The organism is Actinomadura hibisca NBRC 15177 (assembly GCF_001552635.1).
Classification (GTDB): Bacteria; Actinomycetota; Actinomycetes; order Streptosporangiales; family Streptosporangiaceae; genus Spirillospora; species Spirillospora hibisca.
This window is the reverse complement of the sequence record NZ_BCRO01000054.1, coordinates 82,044-105,283: the sequence shown is the minus strand read 5'-3', so window position 1 is coordinate 105,283 and position 23,240 is coordinate 82,044. Positions and strand designations below refer to the sequence as shown.

General features: G+C 73.8%; 20 protein-coding genes. 9 read left to right on the top strand and 11 right to left on the bottom strand.

The window, feature by feature from the left end; genetic code table 11:
• Positions 1–58: 58 nt before the first annotated feature.
• The gene (locus tag AH6_RS25660) at positions 59–1,507 is read right to left on the bottom strand and encodes an aldehyde dehydrogenase family protein (protein WP_067484465.1); all 1,449 of its coding nucleotides are present in this window, start codon (positions 1,505–1,507) and stop codon (positions 59–61) included.
• A 138-nt stretch (positions 1,508–1,645) separates the two neighbouring features.
• Between AH6_RS25660 and AH6_RS25655 the strand changes: the two genes are divergently transcribed.
• Complete coding sequence (locus tag AH6_RS25655) at positions 1,646–3,037, top strand: sulfatase family protein (protein ID WP_067484463.1); 1,392 nt, start codon at positions 1,646–1,648, stop codon at positions 3,035–3,037.
• Positions 3,038–3,078: 41 nt separating this feature from the next.
• Here the strand turns inward: AH6_RS25655 and AH6_RS25650 are convergent, their stop codons facing one another.
• Entirely contained in the window at positions 3,079–5,526 is a 2,448-nt protein-coding gene (locus AH6_RS25650) for a HelD family protein (protein ID WP_083983449.1), read from the bottom strand.
• A gap of 265 nt (positions 5,527–5,791) precedes the next feature.
• Between AH6_RS25650 and AH6_RS25645 the strand changes: the two genes are divergently transcribed.
• Positions 5,792–7,480, top strand: a complete 1,689-nt coding sequence (locus AH6_RS25645) for an alkaline phosphatase D family protein (RefSeq protein WP_067484459.1) — start codon at positions 5,792–5,794, stop codon at positions 7,478–7,480.
• A gap of 52 nt (positions 7,481–7,532) precedes the next feature.
• On the opposite strand, the gene AH6_RS25640 is transcribed toward AH6_RS25645, so the two are convergent.
• Positions 7,533–8,606 carry an ATP-dependent DNA ligase gene (locus AH6_RS25640; protein ID WP_067484457.1) on the bottom strand — a complete coding sequence of 358 codons (1,074 nt, stop codon included), beginning with the start codon at positions 8,604–8,606 and terminating at the stop codon, positions 7,533–7,535.
• A gap of 73 nt (positions 8,607–8,679) precedes the next feature.
• On the opposite strand from AH6_RS25640, the gene AH6_RS25635 reads away from it, so the two are divergent.
• Complete coding sequence (locus tag AH6_RS25635) at positions 8,680–9,387, top strand: dihydrofolate reductase family protein (RefSeq protein WP_067484455.1); 708 nt, start codon at positions 8,680–8,682, stop codon at positions 9,385–9,387.
• On the opposite strand, the gene AH6_RS25630 is transcribed toward AH6_RS25635, so the two are convergent.
• Positions 9,366–10,085 carry a pyrimidine reductase family protein gene (locus AH6_RS25630; RefSeq protein WP_067484451.1) on the bottom strand — a complete coding sequence of 240 codons (720 nt, stop codon included), beginning with the start codon at positions 10,083–10,085 and terminating at the stop codon, positions 9,366–9,368. The genes AH6_RS25635 and AH6_RS25630 overlap by 22 nt on opposite strands.
• Before the next feature lie 111 nt (positions 10,086–10,196).
• Here AH6_RS25630 and AH6_RS25625 point away from each other — a divergent pair, with 111 nt between their 5' ends.
• On the top strand, positions 10,197–10,607 hold the full coding sequence (locus tag AH6_RS25625) for a hypothetical protein (RefSeq protein WP_067484448.1): 411 nt from the start codon (positions 10,197–10,199) through the stop codon (positions 10,605–10,607).
• A 3-nt stretch (positions 10,608–10,610) separates the two neighbouring features.
• Here the strand turns inward: AH6_RS25625 and glgX are convergent, their stop codons facing one another.
• The 5 genes from glgX to AH6_RS25600 form a co-directional block, all read right to left on the bottom strand.
• A complete protein-coding gene (glgX, locus tag AH6_RS25620) occupies positions 10,611–12,713 on the bottom strand; it encodes a glycogen debranching protein GlgX (protein WP_067484446.1) in 2,103 nt (700 codons plus the stop codon).
• A 100-nt stretch (positions 12,714–12,813) separates the two neighbouring features.
• On the bottom strand, positions 12,814–13,341 hold the full coding sequence (locus AH6_RS25615; RefSeq protein WP_067484441.1) for a GNAT family N-acetyltransferase: 528 nt from the start codon (positions 13,339–13,341) through the stop codon (positions 12,814–12,816).
• Positions 13,342–13,358: 17 nt separating this feature from the next.
• A complete protein-coding gene (locus tag AH6_RS25610) occupies positions 13,359–13,907 on the bottom strand; it encodes a DUF4262 domain-containing protein (RefSeq protein WP_067484439.1) in 549 nt (182 codons plus the stop codon).
• Positions 13,908–13,956: 49 nt separating this feature from the next.
• Positions 13,957–14,379 (bottom strand): acyl-CoA thioesterase, encoded by a 423-nt coding sequence (locus AH6_RS25605; RefSeq protein ID WP_067484436.1) that lies wholly within the window; start codon positions 14,377–14,379, stop codon positions 13,957–13,959.
• 232 nt (positions 14,380–14,611) lie between these two features.
• Entirely contained in the window at positions 14,612–15,067 is a 456-nt protein-coding gene (locus tag AH6_RS25600) for a MarR family winged helix-turn-helix transcriptional regulator (RefSeq protein WP_067484433.1), read from the bottom strand.
• A gap of 95 nt (positions 15,068–15,162) precedes the next feature.
• Here AH6_RS25600 and AH6_RS25595 point away from each other — a divergent pair, with 95 nt between their 5' ends.
• Positions 15,163–16,857: a PP2C family protein-serine/threonine phosphatase gene (locus tag AH6_RS25595; protein WP_067484429.1), complete on the top strand. Its 1,695-nt coding sequence runs from the start codon at positions 15,163–15,165 to the stop codon at positions 16,855–16,857.
• A 164-nt stretch (positions 16,858–17,021) separates the two neighbouring features.
• Here the strand turns inward: AH6_RS25595 and AH6_RS25590 are convergent, their stop codons facing one another.
• Positions 17,022–17,510 carry a MarR family winged helix-turn-helix transcriptional regulator gene (locus tag AH6_RS25590; RefSeq protein WP_067484425.1) on the bottom strand — a complete coding sequence of 163 codons (489 nt, stop codon included), beginning with the start codon at positions 17,508–17,510 and terminating at the stop codon, positions 17,022–17,024.
• A 105-nt stretch (positions 17,511–17,615) separates the two neighbouring features.
• On the opposite strand from AH6_RS25590, the gene AH6_RS25585 reads away from it, so the two are divergent.
• Entirely contained in the window at positions 17,616–18,821 is a 1,206-nt protein-coding gene (locus tag AH6_RS25585; protein WP_067484421.1) for a PP2C family protein-serine/threonine phosphatase, read from the top strand.
• A 37-nt stretch (positions 18,822–18,858) separates the two neighbouring features.
• Here the strand turns inward: AH6_RS25585 and AH6_RS46075 are convergent, their stop codons facing one another.
• Positions 18,859–20,502: an IclR family transcriptional regulator domain-containing protein gene (locus AH6_RS46075; RefSeq protein ID WP_067484419.1), complete on the bottom strand. Its 1,644-nt coding sequence runs from the start codon at positions 20,500–20,502 to the stop codon at positions 18,859–18,861.
• Between the two features lie 134 nt (positions 20,503–20,636).
• Between AH6_RS46075 and AH6_RS25575 the strand changes: the two genes are divergently transcribed.
• Genes AH6_RS25575 through AH6_RS25565 form a run of 3 tightly spaced genes read left to right on the top strand, consistent with a single transcriptional unit; the run spans position 20,637 to position 23,229 of the window.
• Positions 20,637–21,413: a CoA transferase subunit A gene (locus AH6_RS25575; RefSeq protein WP_067484482.1), complete on the top strand. Its 777-nt coding sequence runs from the start codon at positions 20,637–20,639 to the stop codon at positions 21,411–21,413.
• Positions 21,413–22,054 carry a CoA transferase subunit B gene (locus AH6_RS25570; RefSeq protein ID WP_067484416.1) on the top strand — a complete coding sequence of 214 codons (642 nt, stop codon included), beginning with the start codon at positions 21,413–21,415 and terminating at the stop codon, positions 22,052–22,054. Before AH6_RS25575 ends, AH6_RS25570 begins: the two co-directional genes overlap by 1 nt.
• A complete protein-coding gene (locus AH6_RS25565) occupies positions 22,051–23,229 on the top strand; it encodes a thiolase family protein (RefSeq protein WP_067484413.1) in 1,179 nt (392 codons plus the stop codon). The genes AH6_RS25570 and AH6_RS25565 overlap by 4 nt, the downstream gene beginning before the upstream one ends.
• Positions 23,230–23,240 lie beyond the last annotated feature (11 nt).

Below are 23,240 nucleotides of genomic sequence, written 5' to 3'. Positions count from 1 at the left end.
CCCCGGTGGCCGGGGGGTTGGTGGGCATGTTCGGGCGTAGGGCTGGGGTTGTTGGGCCTTAGAACTCGAACAGGCCCGCCTTTTCTCGTGTGTACGCCAGTACCGAATCGTGGCCGTAGCCGCTGTCCTTCACGCCCTCCAGCGGGAACATCACCTTCCGGAAAGTGTTCACCCACACCGTTCCCGTCTCCAGGTTCCGGAACATCCGCTGCGCCGTACCCAGGTCCCGCGTCCACACCCCCGCCGCCAGGCCGTACACCGAGTCGTTCGCCAGGGTCACGGCCTCTTCTTCCGTGTCGAACGGCAGCACCACCGCGACCGGGCCGAAGATCTCCTCCTGGCAGATCCGCAGCGAGTTGTCCGTCGTCGCGAACAGCGTCGGCTCCACCCAGTAGCCCTCCGTCAAGGTCGGGTCCGCTACTACCTCTGCGCCGAAGCGGCCTCCGAACACCAGCTCGGCGCCCTCCTTCGCCCCGATCTCCAGGTAGGACGTCACCCGCTCGTACTGCGCGCGGGACACGATCGGGCCCATCGTCGTCTCCGGGGAGGACGGGTCGCCCAGTTTGATCCCCGCTGCGATCTCCTTCATCCGGTGCAGCATCTCGTCGTAGACGGGGCGCTGGATCAGTACGCGGGAGCCGCCGTAGCAGATCTGGCCCGCGTTGGCGGTGAAGATCGCTTGGGTTGTCACGCCCACGGCCGCCTTGTCCAGGTCCGCGTCGGCGAACACGATGTTCGGTGACTTGCCGCCCAACTCCAGGGCCAGCGGCTTCAGCGAGTCGGCCGAGGCTCGGGTGATGATCCTGGCGGTGTCGACCGAGCCGGTCAGGCTGATCTTGTTGACGCCGCGGTGCCGCACCAGCGGGTCGCCCACTTCTTCGCCCAGGCCCGACACCACGTTCAGCGCGCCCGGCGGCAACACGTCCTTCAGCAGTTCGGCCACCCGCAGCGAGGAGACCGTCGCCTGTTCGGCGGGTTTGATGATCACGGTGTTGCCCGCCGCCAGCGCGAACGCCGCCTTTGCCGACAGCGTCGAGATCGGGGAGTTCCACGGGATGATCCCGAGGGTCACGCCGTACGGTTCGCGCCGCGTCACGCCCAGGCTCGTCGCCCCGAAGTCCACGCTCCGGCCCTCGACGGCCGACGCGCACTCGGCGGCGGCGTTGTTCCACAGGTACGTCATGCCCGGCAGGTCGCGCTTGGCCGTCTCGTTGATCGTGCGGCCGTTGTCGCGCGTCTCCAGCTCGGCCAGCTCCTGGGCGTGCTTGGCGAACACCCCTGCGACTTTCCGCAGGTAGTGGGCGCGCGCGGCGGCCGGCAGGTTCGACCACTTCGGGAACGCCGCCCGTGCGGCGGCCACGGCGGCTTCGGCGTCCTCGGCGGTGCTGCGCGGGACGCGCGCCCACACCCGGCCGGTGGACGGGTCGATCGAGTCGAGCGTGCCGCCGCCCGCCGCCGGGCGGAGCTCGCCGCCGATCAGGTTGGAGTAGTCGCGCACCTCGGTCATCCCTTCGCCCGCCGTCCGTACGGGGACCAAGCGTACGCTTGTTTGCTGGCTCGGGGGAAGGCGGGGGTTGCGGAAGATCCTTCTTATTTCCTACTATTCCGGTTTAGATTAGGTGATTGGTCGGGAAAGTAGGTTTTTGTGGCCGAGACAGAGGTGAGCCGCCGGGGCGCGGTGGCGGCGGTCGGCGCGGTCGCGGCGGCCGGGGCCGTGCTGGGCGGCGGCGGGACGGCCGAGGCCGCCACGATCGAGCGCCGGTTCCGCGCCGACGTCCGGGGCAAGGGTGTGCGGCGGCCCAACGTGCTGGTCATCCTGGGTGACGACCTGGGCTGGGCCGACCTCGGCTGCTACGGGTCGCCCCACATCCGCACCCCGCACCTGGACCGGCTCGCCCGGCAGGGCGTGCGGTTCACCGACGCCTACTCGGCGGCGGCCGTGTGCTCCCCGACCCGGTTCGGCCTCTACACCGGCCGCTACCCCGGGCGGCTGCGCGGCGGCCTGGAGGAGCCCATCGCCCGTCCCGACCGGCTGTTCGGCATCCCCGCCGACCACCCGACGCTCGGCTCGCAGCTCAAGGCCGCCGGGTACGACACCGCGATGTTCGGCAAGTGGCACTGCGGCTTCCTGCCGTGGTTCAGCCCCGTCAAGTCCGGCTGGGACACCTTCTTCGGCAACCTGTCGGGCGCGGTGGACTACTACTCCAAGATCACCGACGGGGGCGTCGACCTCTACGAGGGCGAGGTCCGCACCGAGGACCTCGGCTACTACACCGACACCATCGCCGACCGCGCCGCCGAGTACGTCCGCCGCGACCGCGACCGGCCCTGGTTGCTGAACCTCAACTTCACCGCGCCGCACTGGCCGTGGGAGGCCCCGGGCGACCGCAAGGTCAGCGCGGAGATCACCGCGCGGGTCAAGGCCGGCGACGGCCGCGCGCTCTGGCACGACGACGGCGGCTCGCTGGACACCTACCGCCGCATGGTCGAGGCCATGGACGCCGCGATCGGCCGGGTGCTGCGCGCGCTCAAGGAGACCGGCCAGGAGAACGACACCCTCGTGCTGTTCTCCAGCGACAACGGTGGCGAGCGCTGGTCCTACCAGTGGCCGCTCACCGGCGCGAAGGCGAGCCTGAACGAGGGCGGCATCCGCGTCCCCAACATCCTGCGCTGGCCCGCGCGCATCCGGCCCCGCCAGGTCAGCGACGTCCCGGTCATCACCCAGGACTGGACCGCCACCATCCTGGAGATCGTCGGCGTCCGGCCCGCGCAGCCCCTCGACGGCGTCAGCCTCGCCCCCTACCTGCTCAAGGGCGCGCGGGCCCCGCAGCACGACCTGTTCTGGCGCACCAAGCAGGAGCGCGCGCTCCGCCAGGGGCGCTGGAAGTACCTGCGCAACGGCGACGGCGACGGGCTGTTCGACCTCAGGGCCGACCCGCGAGAGCAGGCCAACCTGGCCCGCCGCCATCCCGAGGTCCTCAAGGAGTTGAGCGGCCGCTGGGAAGCGATCAACAAGGATCTGCTGCCCTATAGCTGAGGTAGGGGGACCACCCCGTTGGTGGGGTGGTCCCCTGTGGGTTAGCGCAGTGTTGACAGTAGGTCCGGCAGGTCGTTGTCGTGGATGACCGTCAGCCGCCGCGTCGCTCTTGTCACGGCCACGTACAGGTCCTGGCCGCCGCGCGGCGACTCCGTCACGATCCCCGCCGGGTCCACGACCAGCACCGCGTCGAACTCCAGGCCCTTCGCCTCCTCGGCGGTCAGCACCACGACGGGCGCGTCCAGCGCCTCGGGGGTGGCCCCCGCCTCCGTGCCCGGCAGCGCCGCGAGCACCGCGCCGTGCCGGGCGCCGGACGCGATCACCGCGACCCGGCCCGCGCCGGACCCGTCCCCGATCTCGGCGGACTCGGCCGCCACCAGCTCCGGCAGCCGCGTCGCCAGGTCGTCCGGCGCGACGCGCACCGCCAGCGGCGGCGGGCCGTCGTCGCGCACCGGCTCCGGCGGCGTCTGGTCCGGCGCGACCACCGCCAGCACGTCGGCCGCGACCTTCATGATGGCGGCGGGCGTCCGGTAGTTGACCATGAGTCGCTGCTCCCGCCAGCGGCCCGGCACGTACCGGTCGAGCATCTGGCCCCACGACCGCGCGCCCGCCGCGCTGCCCGTCTGCGCGATGTCGCCCACCACGGTGAGGGAACGCGTCGGCACCCGGCGCATCACCGCCCGCCAGGCCATCTCCGACAACTCCTGTGCCTCGTCCACGATGACGTGCCCGTACGCCCACTCGCGGTCGGACGCGGCGCGCTGCGCGGTGGTGAGCCGCAGGCCGTCGTCGTGCTGGCGCTCGGCCAGGTCCAGCGCGTCCTCCACGTGCCGTTCGGCCAGCTCGCGGGCGTTCACGCGGTCGATCTCGGAGAGGCCGACCTGCTCGATCCCGGACGTCTCGATGACCTCGCGCGCGTACAGCTCCTCGGCCGCCCGCTCCCGCTCGACGGCCCGCCGGTGGGCCCGCTCGGCGGAGTTCTCCGGCGCGCCCAGCAGCTCGGCGGCCTCGTCCAGCAGCGGCACGTCCGACACCGTCCACGGCGACCCCGCCGGGCGGTACAGCAGGCCCAGTTCCTCGGGCGTGAACAGCGAGCCGACGCGGCGCAGCGTGTCGGGGTCGTCGAACAGCTCCGCCAGCAGTTGTTGCGGCGTCAGCTCCGGCCACAGCGCGTCGATCTCGGCGCGCACGCGCGGGTCCTGCCACAACTCCTGCTTGGCCAGCCGCAGGTCGGTCTCGTCCATCAGCGGATCGCCGGCCGACTCCTCCATCAGCTCGCGCAACCAGGACGGGATGCCGCCCTCGCGCGCCATCTGCTCCAGCGGCTCGTCGGAGATCCGCTCGTACTGCTCGGCGCGGTCGGTGGCCAGGGCCTCCAGCAGCTCGTGCACGAACACGCGGCGCTGGAGGTTGTGCGGCGCGCGCAGCGCCCGCGCCCGGTCGCGGATCTTCGCGCACGCGGCGTGCTCCACGCGCAGCGTCAGCCCGTCGGCCTCGACCTCCAGATCGCCGTCGGGCACGCGCTGGCGGTCCAGCACCGCCGACTCCACCAGGCCCGCCATCCGCAGGCCGCCCTTGACCACCGCGGCCTCCGGCGTCTCGACGGCGGTCGCGCGCACGCCCGGGAACAGCTCGCCCACCGTCGCCAGCGCCACGTCGGTCTCGCCGAGGCCCGGCAGCACCTGCTCGATGTAGCGCATGAACGTCGCGTTCGGTCCGACCACCAGCACGCCGCGCCGCTCCAGCACCTCGCGGTGGGTGTACAGCAGGAACGCCGCGCGGTGCAGCGCCGCGACGGTCTTGCCGGTGCCCGGCCCGCCCTGCACCACCAGCACGCCCTGCAGCGCCGAGCGGATGACCTGGTCCTGCTCCTCCTGGATGGTCGCGACCACGTCGCCCATCCGGCCGGTGCGGCCGCGCCGCAGCGTGGCCAGCAGCGCGGCCTCGCCGACGATGGTGGACCGGTCGTCGGCCGACAGGCCCTCCAGGTCGAACACCTCGTCGTCGATCCGCGCCACCGCGCGGTCGCGCAGGTGCAGGTGGCGGCGGCGCGCCAGGGTGCCGGGGGAGCTGGGCGTGGCGGTGTAGAACGGGCGCGCGGCCGTGGCCCGCCAGTCGATGAGCAGCGGCTCGCGGTGCTCGTCGCGCAGCCCGATGCGGCCGACGTAGAAGGTGTCGCCGCCCCGGTGGTCGATGCGGCCGAAGCACAACGCCCGCTCGACGCCCGACAGGTGCGCCAGCCTGCGGGCCGCCTCGTCGGTGTTCACCTCGCGCTCGAACGTGGCCTGGAACCCGCCGCCCCCGCCCTTGGCCGGACCGGAGCGCAGCGCGGTCTCGGCCGCCGCGCGCTCGGCGTCCAGCCGCGCGTAGATCCGCGTGACGCGCTCCTGTTCGGTGCGCAGCGCGGCTTCGCGGGCGTCGTTCGGGACGGCGGCGGCACCGTCCGTGGCGTCCGGGGCCGGCACCGGCTTGACTTGACGAACTCCCATGTGTCTTGTACTCTCCTAGACATAGGGTGGGCTCTGTGCGCGCAAAACGCGTAAGTCACGAGCTTAGCACCCACTTCGTGCTTTCTCCAGGGGCGATTCCCCTTCTTTTCCCGTTCCAGGCTCGGACTTCTGCGACACGGCCGCGCGCCGCCGCCTCGATGATCTTCATTGTTGGGACCATGGACACCCGTACGGCACACGGCGGCCACCAGAGGCGATGAGGCTGACCGGCGACCACTGCCGGACACGCCGAAAGGTCTCCCCGATGGCCGCTGCCCCCCGCCCGCTCGACCGCCGGACGTTCCTGGTCACCACCGGCCTGGCCGCCGGAGCTGCGGCTGTCGCGGTGCCCGCTGGATCTGCGCAGGCCGCGCCGCTGCGCCGTGGCGGCGCCTCCCTGCCGACCGACCCCTTCACCCTCGGCGTCGCCTCCGGCGACCCCGACCCCGGCGGGTTCGTGCTCTGGACGCGCCTCGCCCTCAACCCCCTCGCCGAGGACGGCCTCGGCGCGATGCCCGCGACCGACATCCCGGTGGAGTGGGAGGTCTCCTCCGACGAGCGTTTCCGCCGCGTCGACCGCAAGGGCACGGCCGTCGCGCGCGCCGAGACCGCGCACAGCGTGCACGTGGAGCTGGGCGGCCTGCGTCCCGGCCGCGACTACTGGTACCGGTTCCGCGTCGGCGGCCACCTCTCGCCGGTCGGCCTCACCCGCACCGCGCCGCGCCGCGACTCGTTCGGGCCCGCGCTGGCGATGGCGTTCGTCTCGTGCTCGCAGTACGAGCACGGCCTGTTCACAGCGTACGGGCGACTGGCGGAGGAGCACCCCGACCTGGTGCTGCACCTCGGCGACTACCAGTACGAGTACCGGAAGGGCGTCTACACCGTCCCCGGCGGCAACGTCCGCGACCACGAGGGCCCCGAGACCGTCACGCTCGCCAACTACCGGCAGCGGCACGCCCAGTACAAGGCCGACCCCGACCTCCAGGCCGCGCACGCCGTCGCGCCCTGGCTGATCGTGTTCGACGACCACGAGGTCGAGAACAACTGGGCGGGCGACGTGCCCGAGGCCAGCTCCGACACCCCCGACCCGGCCGAGTTCCGCAAGCGCCGCGCCGCCGCGTTCCAGGCGTACTACGAGAACATGCCGCTGCGCCGCGGCTCGATCCCGAACGGCCCGGACATGCAGCTCTACCGGCGCGTCCAGTGGGGCAAGCTCGCCAACTTCCACATGCTCGACACCCGCCAGTTCCGCGACGACCAGGCGTGCGGCGACGGCTACAAGAACTGCGCCGCCGCCTCCGACCCCGCACGCTCCATCACCGGCGACCGCCAGGAGCAGTGGCTGCTGGACGGCTTCCGCCGCTCCACCGCCCGCTGGGACATCCTCGGCCAGCAGGTGTTCTTCGCCCAGCGCGACAACAACGCCGGGCCGCTCAAGGTCACCAGCATGGACGGCTGGGACGGCTACACCGCCTCCCGCGACCGCATCACCAAGGGCTGGGTGGACGCGGGCGTGCGCAACCCCGTCGTGCTGACCGGCGACGTGCACGCGCACTGGGCCAGCGAGATCAAGGAGAACTACGACGACCCCGACTCGCCGGCGGTGGGGGCCGAGCTCGTCTGCTCGTCCATCACCAGCGGCGGCGACGGCGGCGACTCCGACCCGGCGACCCAGCCGTTCCTGAAGATCAACCCGCATCTGAAGTTCTACAACAACCAGCGCGGCTACGTGATCACCCGGATCGACAAGCGGGCGATGACCGCCGACTTCAAGACCGTGCCGACCGTGCGCACCCCCGGCGCGGAGGCCACCACCAAGGCGACCTTCGTGGTGGAGGACCGCGAGCCCGGCCTGGAGCAGACCTACCTGCGCCCCTACAGCGCCCGCCAGGCCGCCCGCTCCGACCGCGACCTCCTTCAGGAGACCATCGACAACGAAATCCGGCGTCCGTAGTACCGCCTCCCGCCCGTCGCCATCGCCCTGGCGGCGGGCGGGCGCGGTGGCCTCAGGAGTCGGTTGTGCCCAGGATGTCGTCCAGGTCGTAGGCCACCGGCACCTCCAGCTGCTCGTAGTCGCACGACTCGGGCGTGCGGTCGGGCCGCCAGCGGCGGAAGCGGGCGGTGTGGCGGATACGGTCGCCCTCCATCCCGTCGTAGGCGACCTCGACCACCAGCTCGGGCCGCAGCGGCACCCACTCCAGGTTCCGCTTGCCGCTCCACCGCGACAGCGCGCCCGGCATCCGGTCGGCGGTGTCCTCGGTCTGCTCGGCCCAGCCCGCCCACGGGTGGTCGGCGAAGCCGTCCATCCGGTAGGGCGCCAGCTCGTCCACCAGCTCGGCGCGGCGCTTCATCGTGAACGACGCCGACACGCCCACGTGCTGGAGCCTGCCCGCGTCGTCGTACAGGCCGAGCAGCAGCGACCCCACGACCGGCCCGGACTTGTGCCAGCGGAACCCCGCCACCACGCAGTCGGCGGTGCGCTCGTGCTTGACCTTCCACTGCACGCGCTTGTCCTGCTCGTAGGGCCGGTCGAGCGGCTTGGCGATCACACCGTCCAGCCCGGCGCCCTCGAACTCGTCGAACCAGCGCAGCGCGGTGTCGTAGGAGTCGGAGGCCGGGGTCAGGTGGATCGGCGGCTTCACCCCGGCGAGGGTGTCGACCAGCCGCTGCCGCCGTTGCGCCAGCGGCAGGTCCAGCAGCGACGCGTCGCCGAGCGCCAGCAGGTCGAAGGCCACGAACGACGCGGGCGTCTGCTTCGACAGCAGCTTGATCCGGGACGCGGCCGGGTGGATGCGCTGCTGGAGGCCGTCGAAGTCCAGGCGCGGCCCCTTGCGCAGCACGATCTCCCCGTCCAGCACGCACCGCTCCGGCAGCTCCCTTCGCACCGCCTCCACCAGCTCGGGGAAGTAGCGGGTCAGCGGCTTCTCGCCGCGGCTGGACAGCTCCACCTCGTCGCCGTCGCGGAAGACGACGCAGCGGAACCCGTCCCACTTGGGCTCGTACAGCACCTCGCCCTGCGGCATGGTCTTGACGGCCTTGGCCAGCATGGGCGCGAACGGCAGGCTGATCGGCAGGTCCATGCCCCCATCTTGACGGGAGCCTCCGACAACGCGGGCGGCCGGGGCCTGATCACTTTCGCTAAGGTTGCAGGTCATGCGCCGTTTGTTGCCCGAGCCCGCCACCGACGTCGATCCGTGGGACGCCTACGGCGACGCGCCCGCGCTGCGCGTCGGCATGGTGATGAGCGCCGACGGCACCGTCACCGACGCCGACGGCTGGACCGACGGCCTCGGCGGCGCGGCCGACATGCGGGTGTTCCGCACGCTGCGCGCCCTGTCGGACGCGATCCTGGTCGGCGCGGCCACCGTCCGCACCGGGCGGCTCGGCCCCGCCCGGCTGCGGCCCGAGCTGCGCGACCGGCGCGGCGGCCCGCCCGCCCCGATCGTGGTGGTGAGCCGCTCGCTCGACCTGGACTGGACGTTGCCGCTGTTCACGGTGGCCGAGACGCCGACGGTCGTGGTCACCTCGCGCGCGGCGAACCACCACTCGCTGGTGCCGAGGACGGTGCCGGTGGTCGCGGCGGGCGACGACGAGGTGGACCTGTCCGAGGCCCTGCGCGTCCTGCGCGAGGAGATGGGGCACCGGCGGCTGCTGTGCGAGGGCGGGCCGGTGCTGACCACCGCGCTGGTCCGCGACGGGCTGGTCGACGAGGTGTGCCTGAACATCGCGCCCACCCTGCACGGCAGTGCCCGCCACACGCGGCTGCTGCGGGAGTTGCCCGCCGAGGTGCCGGTGGAGCCCACCGCCGTCTACCACGACGACGGCGTGCTGTTCCTGCGCTACTCGTTGCGGTTGGCGTAGCGCAGGAACAGGAAGTCGTCCTCGTCGCGCAGCAGGCGGGTGAGGCGCAGCCGCAGCGGGTCGGCGGCGGGCGGGCCGTTCAGGATGCGGAACGCGTCGCCGCCCACCAGCATCGGGCTGACCGTCAGGCACAACTCGTCCAGCAGCCCGGCCGTCACGAGCTGGTCCAGCACGCGCGGGCCGCCCTCGCACAACATCCGGCGCAGCCCGCGTTCGGCCAGCGCCCCGAGCGCGGCGGCCCAGTCCAGCCGGTCGCCGCCCGCCACCACGACGTCGGCGCGCTTGCGGGCCGCCGCGATGCGCGCCTCACCGGCGGCCTCGGTGGTCAGCACGATGGTGGGCGTGGCCGCCTCGGTGAACACCGGCGCGTCGAGATCCAGGTTGAGCGCGCCCGACACGATCGCGAGCGGCGGGGCGAGCGGCCGGTCGCCGCGCCACTCGTGCCAGTCGGGGCCGGGCCGGACCGGGCCGTACCCCTCGGCGCGCACGGTGCCCGCCCCGGCGATCACGACGTCGGCCAGGCCGCGCAGCAGTTGCAGCACCCGCTGGTCGTTGGGGTTGCCGAGCCCGCCCGCGCGGCCCTCGTGGACGGCGGCCCCGTCGGCGCTGGCCACCATGTTGGCGCGCAACCACACGCCGTCGCCGGGGTAGGCGTAGGCGTCGCGCAGGGCCGCTGGGTCGTCGGGGAATCGCTCCATGGATCGCAGGTTAAGGGTTTTCCTCCGCCGAGTGCGCGAATCCGGGGTGGTACGGGGCGGTCCGGGGGACACTTGGGCCCTGGGAGGCCGACCGCGCCGAAAGGAGCGAATGTGAGGTTCGCCGCGCTGGTGGTGTGGTTGGTGACCGCTGCGGCGGGAGCCCGCCTGCTGCTGCAATGGCTGGCGGGCGGCGGGCTGCGCGCCCAGCCCGCCAAGGTGACGCGGTACCCGGCGGCGGTGCTGGTCGGGCATCCGCTGTCGGCGGTGGCGGGCCTCGCGTTGTGGGTCGCCTACCTGGTGACGGGGGCGGCCGGGTTCGCGTGGGCGGCGTTCGGCACGCTGGTCCTGGTGATCTTCCAGGGGCTGCTGCTGTTCACCCGCTGGCTGGTGGGCGGCGGCGGGCGGCACGCGCGCGGCACCGGACAGGCGCTGCCGGGCCCGGCGGTGCTGGTGCACGGCGTGGTCGCGCTGGTCACGTTCGTGCTGGTGTTCTTGACGGCGCTGCGCGCGGGCGGGCAGTGAGCGTCAGGGGAGGCGGCGCAGTAGTACGAGGGAGCGGTCGATCAGCTCGACCCGGTCGCCCGGTTTGAGGCCCCGCGCGGTGTCGCGCGTGCGGGCGGTGTCGGTGTCGAGCGCGTACTCCCAGCGGTCGCCGTACTCGCCGCCCGGCAGCGTGAACGCCATCGGCTCCGCGCCCGCGTTGATCAGCAGCAGGAACGAGTCGTCGCGGACCGGGCGGCCGCGCGGGTCGGGCTCGGTGATCGCCTCGCCGTTGAGGAAGACGCCCAGCGACTTGGCGTACCCGGCGGTCCAGTCGTGGTCGGTCATCGGGCCCCCGGCCGGGGTGAGCCACACCAGGTCGGCGAGCGGCTCGGCGCCGGGGCTCACGCCCTTGAAGAACCGGCGGCGGCGGAAGACGGGGTGCTCCTGGCGCAGCCGCGACAACACGCGCACGAACTCCAGGTCGTCCTCGGCGTCGTCCCAGTGCACCCAGGCGACCTCGTTGTCCTGGCAGTAGGCGTTGTTGTTGCCGCCCTGGGTGCGGCACAGCTCGTCGCCGTGGGAGAGCATCGGGACGCCCTGCGACAGGAACAGCGTGGCCAGGAAGTTGCGGCGCTGCCGCGCCCGGCGGGCCAGGATCACCGGGTCGTCGGTGGGGCCCTCGTGCCCGCAGTTCCACGAGCGGTTGTCGTCGGTGCCGTCGCGGCCGGCCTCGCCGTTGGCGTCGTTGTGCTTGCGGTCGTAGGAGACCAGGTCGGTGAGGGTGAAGCCGTCGTGGCAGGTCACGAAGTTGATGGAGGCGAACGGGCGGCGCGAGCTGTGCTCGTACAGGTCGGAGGAGCCGGTGAGGCGGGAGGCGAACTCGGGCATCGTCGCGTACGAGCCGCGCCAGAAGTCGCGGACGGTGTCGCGGTACTTGCCGTTCCACTCGGTCCACTGCGGCGGGAAGTTGCCGACCTGGTAGCCGCCCTCGCCGACGTCCCACGGCTCGGCGATCAGCTTGACCTGCGACACGACCGGGTCCTGCTGGACCAGGTCGAAGAAGGCGGCGAGCCGGTCGACGTCGTGCAGCTCGCGGGCCAGCGCCGAGGCGAGGTCGAAGCGGAACCCGTCCACGTGCATTTCGAGGATCCAGTACCGCAGCGAGTCCATGATGAGCTGGAGCGCGTGCGGGCTGCGGACGTTCAGCGAGTTGCCGCAGCCGGTGTAGTCGAGGTGGTAGCGCCTGTCGTCGTCGCGCAGCCGGTAGTAGGCGGCGTTGTCGATGCCCCGGAACGACAGGGTGGGGCCCAGGTGGTCGCCCTCGGCGGTGTGGTTGTAGACGACGTCGAGGATCACCTCGATGCCCGCCGCGTGCAGGGCCCGCACCATGGCCTTGAACTCCAGCACCTGCTCGCCGCGCTGCCCGGAGGCGCTGTAGGCGTTGTGCGGGGCCAGGAAGCCGATGGTGTTGTAGCCCCAGTAGTTGGTGAGGCCGCGCGCGACCATGGCGTGCTCGGGCACCGACTGGTGGACCGGCATCAGCTCGACGGCGGTGACGCCGAGGTTCTGGAAGTGCTCGATCATCACCGGGTGCGCGAGCCCGGCGTAGGTGCCGCGCTGCTCCTCGGGGACGCCGGGATGCAGCCGGGTGAGGCCCTTGACGTGCGTCTCGTAGATGACGGTCCGGTGGTAGGGGGTGCGCGGCGAGCGGTCGTCGCCCCAGTTGAAGAAGGGGTTGATGACGACGTTCTTCGGCATGTAGGGGGCGCTGTCGTCGGCGTTGAGCGCGTCGGGGTCGGCGAACCGGTAGGAGAACAACGACTCGTGCCAGCGGACCTCGCCCTCGACGGCCTTGCCGTAGGGGTCCAGGAGGAGCTTGGCGGGGTTGCAGCGGTGCCCGTCCGCCGGCCGGAACGGTCCGTGGACGCGGTACCCGTACCGCTGGCCGGGACCGATCCCGGGAAGGTAGCCGTGCCAGACGAACCCGTCGACCTCCTGGAGGTCGACGCGGGTCTCGCGCCCGCCGGGCTCGAACAGGCACAACTCGACGCGGTGCGCCACCTCGGAGAACAGCGCGAAGTTGGTGCCCGTGCCGTCCCAGGTGGCGCCCAGCGGATACGGCTCGCCGGGCCAGACCTCCGGCATCGTTCCCACTCCTCGACTCCTCGGCTACAGGGGGTGTGCGACCTTGTCGATTGTCGCCTACCCGTTCACGGCCCGTATGCCGCAGCGCGAGATCAGGATGTTATGCCCCGGTCTGCGGGACATGTCGCCAGACGGTCTCGTCCTCGTCCCGCTCGGTGGTCGGATGCAGGCCCAGCTTGCGCGCCACGGCCGCCGACGCGAGGTTGTCCGGGTGGATCGACGCCCGGACGTCGGTGATCCCGTGCGCCCGCAACCACGCCAGCATCGCCGCCGCCGCCTCCGTCGCGAAGCCGAAGCCCTGGTGGTTCATCCCGACCACCCACGCCACCGACGCGCGCAGGCCCTCCGCCGCCGGGGTCACCGTCGCCTGCACGTAGCCCACCGCCCTGCCGTCGCGGCGGCGGAAGACCGTCCAGTTCAGCCAGTACTCCTGGTGGAACGGCGCGGGGCCCGCCACCAGGTGCTCGTAGCGGGCGCGCAGCTCCTCGGGCGTCAGGGGTTCGCCGCCGATGTACTCGTGCAGGCGGGCGTCGTCCAGGACCCCGGCCATCTCCTCGGCATGGTGGACGGCCAGCGGCTCCAGCAGGAGGCGGGAGGTCCGCAGGGGCTCCGCGATGGGTCCGAACACCCGGTAGACCCTACGCCTTACAGGCGGCGCGTCCAGATCCCGCGCGGGTGCTGCGTCGGGCTGAGCCACAACCAGGGCTGGGAGCGGCGGTAGGGGAGCGCGGTGCCCGGCTGCCACAGGAACAGGCCCTGGTCGTCGGGCCACACCACCTGGAGCATCGGCAGCGGGGGCCGCCGGTAGAACTCCACCGCGCCCGGGAACATCGGCTCGTACCAGCGCGTGTCCACCAGGCGGAAGGCGGCGGGCTCGCCCCGGGCGGCGTCGGCGCGGCGCTCGCCGTCGGCCGGGGGAGTGCCCGCGGCGGCCTGGCGGCCGAGCGCGTTGAGGCTCTCCTCCATCTCGTACACGTCGCCCCCGAACATCGCGAGTTCGGGGGCGCGGTGGCTGTGCCACAGGCCGAGGGTGTAGGCCCAGCCCGGCACGTCCTCCTCCGGCTGGACCAGCACCACGCTCCAGCCGTACTGGGTGATGTGCACGATCGTGCGGAGCAGGAAGTTGTCCAGACGGTCGCGGTCGCCGTAGTCGTGGTCGAGCACGCAGTGGCAGGGTTGGCGTCCGTCGGACATGGCCTTCAGCCTACGTTCATACGGGGCCCGCCGTCGGCCGTGCGCACGATCAGGCGCCGAGCGCGGCGGGGTCGGACGCCAGCGCGCGCAGGTGCCCGCCGGGGTCGGCGATCAGGCGTCGCTCGGTCAGGTGCAGCAGCCCGCACACGCTGGACACCTCCGCCGCCACCGTCCCGTCGGCCCTGCGCACCCGCTGCTCGATCGTGAAGGTCTTGCCCTCGCCGAACACGAAGCGGCACGTCACCTCGACCTCGTCGCCGCCGCGCAGCTCGCGCCGGTACTTTACGGTCGTCTCCAGCGTCACCGGGCCGATCCCGGTCCCGAGCAGGTCGTCGGTGGCGATCCCGGCCGCCTTCAGGCACTCCCAGCGGGCGTGCTCGGCGTACTGGAGGTAGACGGCCTGGTTCAGGTGGCCCTGGGTGTCGAGTTCGTAGCCGCGGACGGTGACGGGAACCGAGAACAGATCGGACATGGGAGCCAATCTACGAGGGGACGGGACCGTACCGGCGGCAACCCGCCCCGGCCCGGCCGCATTCCCGGACGGCTGGCATAGTGCGGTGGTTCCGTGCCGGGCGCGCGGCCCCCGGATGGCGCGGCGCGGGAACGCGGCCCTACTATTGCCGCATGACAAGATTGTCGCTCGACAACTATTCGGCGCGGGCGGTCGCGCCGGCCGCCGTGCCGGCGGCGGGTGGCAGGTGAGGTCAGTGGCGGGCTTGGCCGACGTGGTCGGCGAAGGCGGTCAGGCCGTCGACGAGCCGGGCGCGCTGCTCGGCCGACAGCCGGTCCAGCACCGCCGCCAGGTCCCGGCGGCGCTGCCGGGCGACGTCGCGCATCAGTTCCTCGCCCGCGACGGTGAGCCGCAGCGCCACCAGCCGCCGGTCGGCGTCGTTGGGCAGCCGCTCCAGCAGGCCCGCCGCCACCAGGCGGTCGCACAGCCGGCTGGCCGAGGACGGGATGGCGTGCAGCTCGGCGGCCAGGTCGCGCACGCTGATGTCGGGCCGGGCGCTGATCGTCTCCAGGGCGTGCAGCTGGGAGGGCGGCACGTGCCCGGCCACCTCCTGCTGCGAACGGCACCAGGTGCTGACGAAGGCGCGGCCCGCCTCCTCCAGCGTGCGCGGGTCGAACCGCTGTTCGGCCTGTTGGGTGGACTGGGTCATCGGCTGTCCTCACCCTCGGTCATCGATGGTCGCGTTTCTCGCCTCTCTGCCCTGCCCGGACGGATTGATGCACCGCGGCAACGGACGTCCGCGCCGTGAACCCCGCCGACGCGGCGCTCGCCGCCCTCACCACCGCGCGGCGGCACGGCGTCGACCCCGCCGACCAGGTCCCGCTGGCGCTCGCGCTGCGCCTGGCGCTGGAGCGGCGCCCGGCGGCGACGCCGCGCCTGGTCCTGACCGGCGACGGCCGGGCCCGCCGCCTGCGCGCCTTCCTCGACGAGCCGGGCGCCGCGCCCGGCGACCCGGTGATGGCCGTCCCCGCCCCCGGCCCCGACCTGCCCGGCGCGCCGCCCGCCGACGCCGCCGCCCTGCTCGACCTGCTGGCCGACCAGTACGACCGGCTGCGCGAGGCCGACCGGACGCGCGACGGCCTGCTGGAGACCGCGCGCCGGGACCGCGCCGCCGCCGAGAGCGCCCGGTCGCGGCTGTCGTTCCTGGCGCACGCCGGGACCGTCCTGTCGGCGTCGCTGGACCAGGAGCGGATTCTCGGTCGCCTGCACGCCCTCGTCCGCGCCCAACGCCTGGTCGAGCCGGGCTTCTGGTTGGCCGGGGAAGGGCGGGTGCTGACCGCCTACGCGCCGCCCCTGACCGTCGTGCCCGCGCCGCTGCGCCCCCTGACGCCCCCGCCGCTGGCGCAGCGGGCGTTCCAGACGGGGCAGCCGCACCACGCCGGGCCCCGTCCGCCGCTGGAGGTCGCGGCGCTGACGTCCGTCGCCGCTCCCGACGAGATGCTGGCGGTGCCGCTGGCCTCGCGAGAACGCGTGCTCGGCGTGGTGACCTACACCCCGAGCGACGTGCCGCTGACCGCCGACGACGTGGCCGCCTACATCGAGCTGACCCGGCTCTGCGCCGTCGCCCTGGACAACGCGATGCGCTACCGGTACGAGCACGACGTCGCCCAGCGCCTCCAGAAGGCGATGCACACCGAGCTGCCCACCGGCGGACGCCTGGAGTACGCCGCCCGCTACCTGCCCGCCGAGACCGGGCTGAACGTCGGCGGCGACTGGTACGACGCGTTCGAGCGCCCCGACGCCCACACCTTCGCCGCCATCGGCGACGTCGCCGGGCACGGCCTGCGCGCCGCCACCCTCATGGGCCGCCTGCGCACCGCGCTGCGCGCCTACGCGCTGGAGGCGGCCACGCCCGGCGACGTCCTGGACCGGATGCACCGGCTGCTGGTCCACCTGGAACCCGACGCGCTGGCCACCGCCCTGGTCATGCAGGTCACGCCCCAGGGACGGCTCCGCTGGGCCAACGCCGGGCACCCGCCGCCGCTGCTGCGCGCCGCCGACGGCCGCGTGCGGACCCTCGACGGCACCGACCCGCTGCTGGGCGCGCCCGCCGACGGGATCGAGCACCGCGTGCGGAGCACGAGGCTGGAACCGGGCGACACGCTGCTGCTGTTCACCGACGGCCTGATCGAGCGCCGCGACTCCAGCCTGCGGGCGGGCCTGCGGAGGCTGGCGCGCGTGTTCTCGGCGGCGGGCGACGACCTCCAGCAGGCCGCCGACCGGGTGCTGGGGGACATGCTGACCGACAGCGCCCGCGAGGACGACACGTGCCTGCTCCTGGCCCACCTGCCGCCCGTCCCGGCACAGCGGGGCGCGCCCGTTCCGGAGCCGGCCGCCCCGGCGGCCCGTACCGCGGGCCGTGCCGCGGGCGAGGCGGCGGAAGAGGCGCCGTGCCGTCCGGCGGGGCGCACGCCCGACGGCACGGCGCCCGCGCCGTGACCGGCATCGTGGCGCAGGAAGGGCCGTCCCGTGGTGGACGCGCGGGGCCGTCCGCCATGGGGTGCGGCATCGTATCCGCGTTCCAAGGGAGGACCGCAGACTCCCCACCTGCTTGCCACGCGGCAAATATATACGGACGGTGGCCTGACGGGTGCGTGTTGTCGTCAGGCGGGCATCGAGAACGGCGTCGTGCGGCCGTCCTCGCGCCCGGCCGCCGCCTCGTCGAAGCGGCGCAGCACCGTCAGCAGCGCGGCGCGGTCGGTGGCGGACATGGTCTCCAGCACCTCGGCCAGGTCGCGCAACCGCTCCTGCCGCAGCCGCGCCAGCAGCCCGGCGCCCTGCGGGGTGAGCCGCCACATGATCGCGCGCCGGTCGGGGGCGGGGGCGCGCTCCAGCATCCCGGTCGCCTCCAGCCGGCCGCAGAGCCTGCTGGCCGACGACAACAGCGCGTCCAGTTCCTCCGCTATGCCGGTAACGTTGACCCGGCCGTGGCGCTCCACGACGAACAGCACGCGCAGCTGCGTCACCGGCACGGGAGCGTGCAGGTGGCGCGTGGCCCAGACCGCCGTCAGCGTCCCCACGGGCCCGTCGAGCGCGGCCGCCAGCTCCTCCACGTCCTCCGACGGCGGGCGGGTTCCTCGTGATGCGGCCATGACCCCACTGTTACACACCTCTCCCTCCTTGTCGGCGGGCGACCACCCCCGGCATCACCGTTCGCCACGGCTCGTCCACGGCGGCCCCGAACCGAAGGCGACACGATGACCAGTGACCGGCTCCCCAGCATCGAGCGGGCGTTGTGGCGGACCGGCCCGCACCAGGTCGCCGACGCCGCCCGCCAGGCCCTCACCTCCGCCTTCGGCGCGCGCGACGTCGAGCTGTGGCTGGCGGACTACCAGATCGACTACCTGGTGCCGGTCTGCGCCGCCGCCCGGCCGCTGCGCATCGAGTCGAGCCTCGCCGGACGGGCGTTCGCCGCGCAGCGGCCGGTCCCCGAGCAGGAGGGCGGGGAACACCGGCTGCACCTGCCGCTGACGGTCTACGGCGACCGGCTCGGCGTGCTGACCGCCATCTGCGACGGGCCGCCGGACGCCGCCACGGCCGAGGAGCTGGCGGCCGCCGCGACGATCGTGGCGCGGGCGCTGGCGGTCGCCGACACCCGCACCGACGTGTTCCGGCGCGCGCGGCGGCGGGTCCGCCTCACGCTGGCCGCCGAGATCCAGTGGGAGCTGCTGCCCGGCCGCTCCTGCCGGACCGACCACTTCTGGCTGGCCGGGCAGCTGGAGCCCGCCTACGCGGTGTGGGGCGACAACTTCGACTGGGCGGCGTCCCCCGACCACCTGATCGTGTCGGTCACCAACGGCATGGGCCAGGGCATCGACGCGGCCCTGCTCACCCAGCTCACCATCGGCGCGCTGCGCAACGCCCGCCGCTCCGACGCCGACCTGCCCGAGCAGGCCGCCCTCGCCAACGAGGCGATCTACACCCAGCACCGCGGCGACCGGCACGTCGGCACCCTGCTGCTGCGCTTCGACCTGCGCACCGGCCGGGTGGCGGCGATCGACGCGGGCTCGCCCCAGCTCTACCGGCTGCGCGACGGCGCGGTGACCCCGATCGAGCTGGACCCGCAACTCCCGCTCGGGATGTTCAACGACACCGAGTACGAGGAGCAGGAGTTCACCGTGCGCGCGGGGGACCGGCTGATCGTCGTCAGCGACGGCGCGCACAACTCGCTGGCGGCCGACGGGCAGGTCTACGGCACCTTCACGCTGCCGCGCGTGCTGAGCCGGACACGGTTGCAGAGCCCGCCGGAGGTCGTGCGCACGCTGATGCACGAGCTGCTCGCCCACACCCTGGACGCCCGCCTCGCCGACGACGCCGTGATCGTCTGCCTGGACTGGACCGGCGCGCCCGACCAGACCCCCGAGCAGGCCCCTGACCAGGCCTTCGACCGGCCCGAGAGGTGACGCCCGGCTAGCGGGCCGCCGGAGGACTGAGGGCCGCTCAGCGCGGGCGGTGTTCGGTGACCACCGCCAGGTCGGTCTCGATCGCCCGCGCGGCGGCCGCTAGAGCGGGCAGCAGCCGTTCCCGCGTGCGTTCGGGCGGTTCGGGGCCCGCGTGGGCGGCGAGGTTGGCGGCCGCGACGACCCGGCCCGCGCGGTCGCGGACCGGCACCGCCAGCGACCGCAGGCCCTCCTCCAGCTCCTGGTCCACCAGGGCGTGGCCGTCCGCGCGCACCCGCGCCACCTCCCGCGCCAGGTCGGCGACGCCGGTGCGGGTGCGGGCGGTGAGAGCGCGGCGGTCGGAGCGTTCGAGCAGGTCGCGGGCGGTGGCTTCGTCGAGCCCGGCCAGCAGGACCCGGCCCATGGAGGTGGCGTAGGCGGGGAAGCGCGTCCCGACGCTGATCGCCACGCTCATGATCCGCCCGGCGGGGGCGCGCGCGACGTAGCGGACGTCGGCGCCCTCCAGCACCGACAACGACGCCGAGTCGCCCACCTCCTCCACCAGGCGGCGCAGGTGCGGCGCGGCGATCTCCTCCAGCGTCAGCCCGCTCAGCCCCGCGTACCCGAGGTCCAGGACGCGCGGCAGCAGCGCGAACCGGCCGCCGGACTCGGCCGCGTACCCGAGCGCGCACAGCGAGGCCAGCGCGCGCCGCGCCGTCGCGCGGGGCAGGCCGGTCGCGGCGGCGGCCTCGGCGATGGTCGCGCCGCCGGGGACGTCGAGCGCGACCATGACCGCCAGCCCGCGCTGCAACGACTGGAGGAAGTCCGGGCCCAGCTCCTCCTTGGCCTCGCGGCTGCGGTCCACGCCGGTGCGGCGGGCCGGGGGAGCGGCGGGCGGCGCGGCGAGCGCGGCCTCCATACGGCGCACCGACGCGCGCAGCTCCGGCAACGCGTGCTCGCGCAGCGAGGCGACGGTGTGGCGGCTGGTGTGGCTGACCACGCTGACCGCGCACGCGACCGCGCCGTCCGGCGTGCGGGCGGGCACGGCGATCGCGATGAGGCCGGGCTCTATGAGCTGGTCGTCCTCGGCCCAGCCGGTGCGCTCGAAGTCGGCGGTGCGGCGGCGCAGGCGCGCGGCGGCGTCCGCGCGGCCCTCGGCGGGGACCGAGAAGCGCGGGACGTCGTCGTGCGCGCCCGCCACCCGCCGCTCCCAGGCGTGCCAGGCGGTGGTGTCCCAATCGGCGGCGAAGATCGCGCCGGGCGCGCACAGCTCGGCGGGCAGCAGGTCGCCGACGCGGAACGACACCGACATGGCGCGGCGGCGCGGCGACTGGAGGACGAACCGCACGCCGTCCCGGTCGGCGACGGCGAGCGAGACCGACTCGTCCAGCGCCTCCGACAGCTCCAGCGCGGGCGCGGCGAGCGCCGCCGGGAGGCCGCCCGCCGTCAGGTAGGCGTTGCCCAGCTCCATCAGCCGGGGCGCGGGGGCGACCTCGCGGCCCTGCCAGCGCACGTAGCCCATCTGCGCGAGCGTGCTGACGACCCGGTCCACGGTCGAGCGCACCAGCCCGGTGCCGCGCACCAGGTCGGCCGGGCGCTGCGGGCCGTCGCACAGGGCCCGGACGACCTGGAGCCCGCGCTCCAGCGGGCCGACGGCGGGCTCGGCGACGGGTTCGACGGATGTGCGCGGCGCGGTCTGCCGCATGGGTCCTCCCTCCGGTGGCGCGCTCACCGTACCGGCGCGGGCACCGGCCGGGCGGTTGACATCGCGGGGACGTCGGCACACACTGATCCCCACATTATGAACTAAAGTTCACCAGGCGAACATCTGAGGTGCTGATGGACAAGGTGGTGGCGACCGCGGCGCGCGCCGTGGCCGACGTCGGGGACGGCGCCTCGCTCGCCGTCGGCGGCTTCGGCCTGAGCGGCGTGCCCAACGTGCTGATCGACGCCCTGCACGCGGCCGGTCCCGGCGGCCTGAGCGTGGTCTCCAACAACTGCGGGGTGGACGGCGGCGGCCTCGGCCTGCTGCTGGAGGCCGGGCAGATCGTCCGCGTCACCGGCTCCTACATCGGCGAGAACAGGACGTTCGCCCGCAAGTATCTGGGCGGCGAGGTCGAGGTCGAGCTGATCCCGCAGGGCACGCTCGCCGAGCGGCTGCGCGCGGGCGGCTGCGGCATCCCCGCCTTCTTCACCCCGGCCGGGGTCGGCACGGCGGTCGCCGAAGGCGGCCTGCCCTGGCGCTACGCCCCGGACGGCTCGGTGGCGGTGGCCTCGCCCGCCAAGGAGGTCCGCGAGTTCGACGGCCAGTCGTACGTGATGGAACGCGGCATCACCACCGACTTCGCCCTGGTGCGGGCGCAGCGCGGCGACCGGTACGGGAACCTCGTGTTCGCCAAGTCCTCCCGCAACTTCAACCCGCTCGCGGCGATGGCGGGCCGCGTCACCATCGCCGAGGTCGAGGAGCTGGTGGACTTCCTGGACCCGCAGGAAGTGCACCTCCCGGGCGTGTTCGTGCAGCGGGTCGTCGCCCTGACGCCCGAGCAAGCCGCCGCGAAGGGCGTAGAGCGGCGCATGATTTCCGCGTCTCCGACACGGGGGACGGTGCGCGCCTGATGCCCTGGACCCGTGACGAGATGGCCGCCCGCGCGGCGGCCGAACTGCGCGACGGCGACTACGTCAACCTCGGCATCGGCCTCCCGACCCTGGTCCCCGGCCACGTCCCCGACGGCGTGCACGTCGTGCTGCACTCGGAGAACGGCGTGCTCGGCGTGGGCCCCTACCCGCGCGAGGACGAGGTGGACCCCGACCTGATCAACGCGGGCAAGGAGACCGTCACCGTCCTGCCCGGCGCCGCCTACTTCGACTCCGCGCTGTCGTTCGGGATGATCCGCGGCGGCCACATCGACACCGCGATCCTCGGCGCCATGCAGGTGTCGGCCCGCGGCGACCTCGCCAACTGGTCGGTGCCCGGCAAGATGATCAAGGGCATGGGCGGCGCGATGGACCTGGTGCACGGCGCGCGCCGGGTGATCGTGCTGACCACGCACACCGCCAAGGACGGCACCCCCAAGATCGTCGAGGAGTGCGACCTGCCGCTGACCGGCCGCGCCTGCGTGCACCGCGTCATCACCGACCTCGCCGTCCTGGACGTGACCCCCGACGGCCTCGCGCTGGTGGAGACCGCGCCCGGCGTCACCGGGGCCGAGGTCGCCGCCAAGACCGGCGCGAAGCTCGTCACGCAGGAGGGCCGATGAAGGACGTCTACATCGCCGACGCCGTCCGCACCCCGGTCGGCAAGTACGGCGGCGCGCTCGCGGGCGTGCGGCCCGACGACCTCGCCGCGCACGTGCTGCGCGTCCTGGTCGGCCGCAACCCGGAGCTGGACCCCGCCCGCATCGACGACGTGATCTTCGGCAACGCCAACGGCGCGGGCGAGGACAACCGCGACGTCGCGCGCATGGCCGTCCTGCTGGCCGGGCTGCCGGTCACCGTCCCCGGCGCGACCGTCAACCGGCTGTGCGGCTCGGGCATGGAGGCGGTGATCCAGGCGTCCCGCGCCGTCGCCGTCGGGGACGCCTCGATCGTCGTCGCGGGCGGCGTGGAGTCGATGAGCCGCGCCCCGTGGGTGCTGCCCAAGCCCGAGCGCGCCTTCCCCGCCGGGAACCAGGAGCTGGTGTCCACCACGCTCGGCTGGCGGCTGGTCAACCCCGCCATGGACCCCGCGTGGACGGTCGCGCTCGGCGAGGGCGCCGAACTGATCGCCGACAGGTACGGCATCGGCCGCGACGCCCAGGACGCCTACGCCCTCGAAAGCCACCGCAAGGCCGACCGCGCCTGGAACGACGGCGTCTTCGCCGCCGAGGTCGAGCGCGTCCCCGGCACCGACCTCCAAAGCGACGAGACGATCCGGCCGTCCTCCACGCTGGAGGCCCTCGGCAGGCTCAAGCCGGTGTTCCGCCGCGACGGCACCGTCACCGCGGGCAACTCTTCGCCCCTCAACGACGGCGCGGCCGCGCTGCTGCTCGCCGACGAGGACGGCCTCGCCGCACTCGGCTGCGAGCCGCTCGCCCGCGTTCGCGCCAGCGCCGTCACCGCGCTGGAGCCGCAGATGTTCGGCCTTGGCCCCGTCGAGGCGATCGGCCGCGCGCTGGGCCGCGCCGGGCTCGGCCTCGGCGACCTGACGAGCGTCGAGATCAACGAGGCGTTCGCCGCGCAGACCCTCGGCTGCCTGGCCGCCCTGCCCGACCTCGACCCCGCCCTGGTCAACCCCGCCGGCGGCGCGATCGCCATCGGCCACCCGCTGGGCGCGTCCGGCGCGCGCCTGGCGGGCACGCTCGCGCACCGCCTGGCGGCCTCCGGCGGCGGCGCGGGCGTCGCGTCACTGTGCATCGGCGTCGGCCAGGGCCTCGCCCTGGTCCTGGACCGGTGAGAAAGGAACCC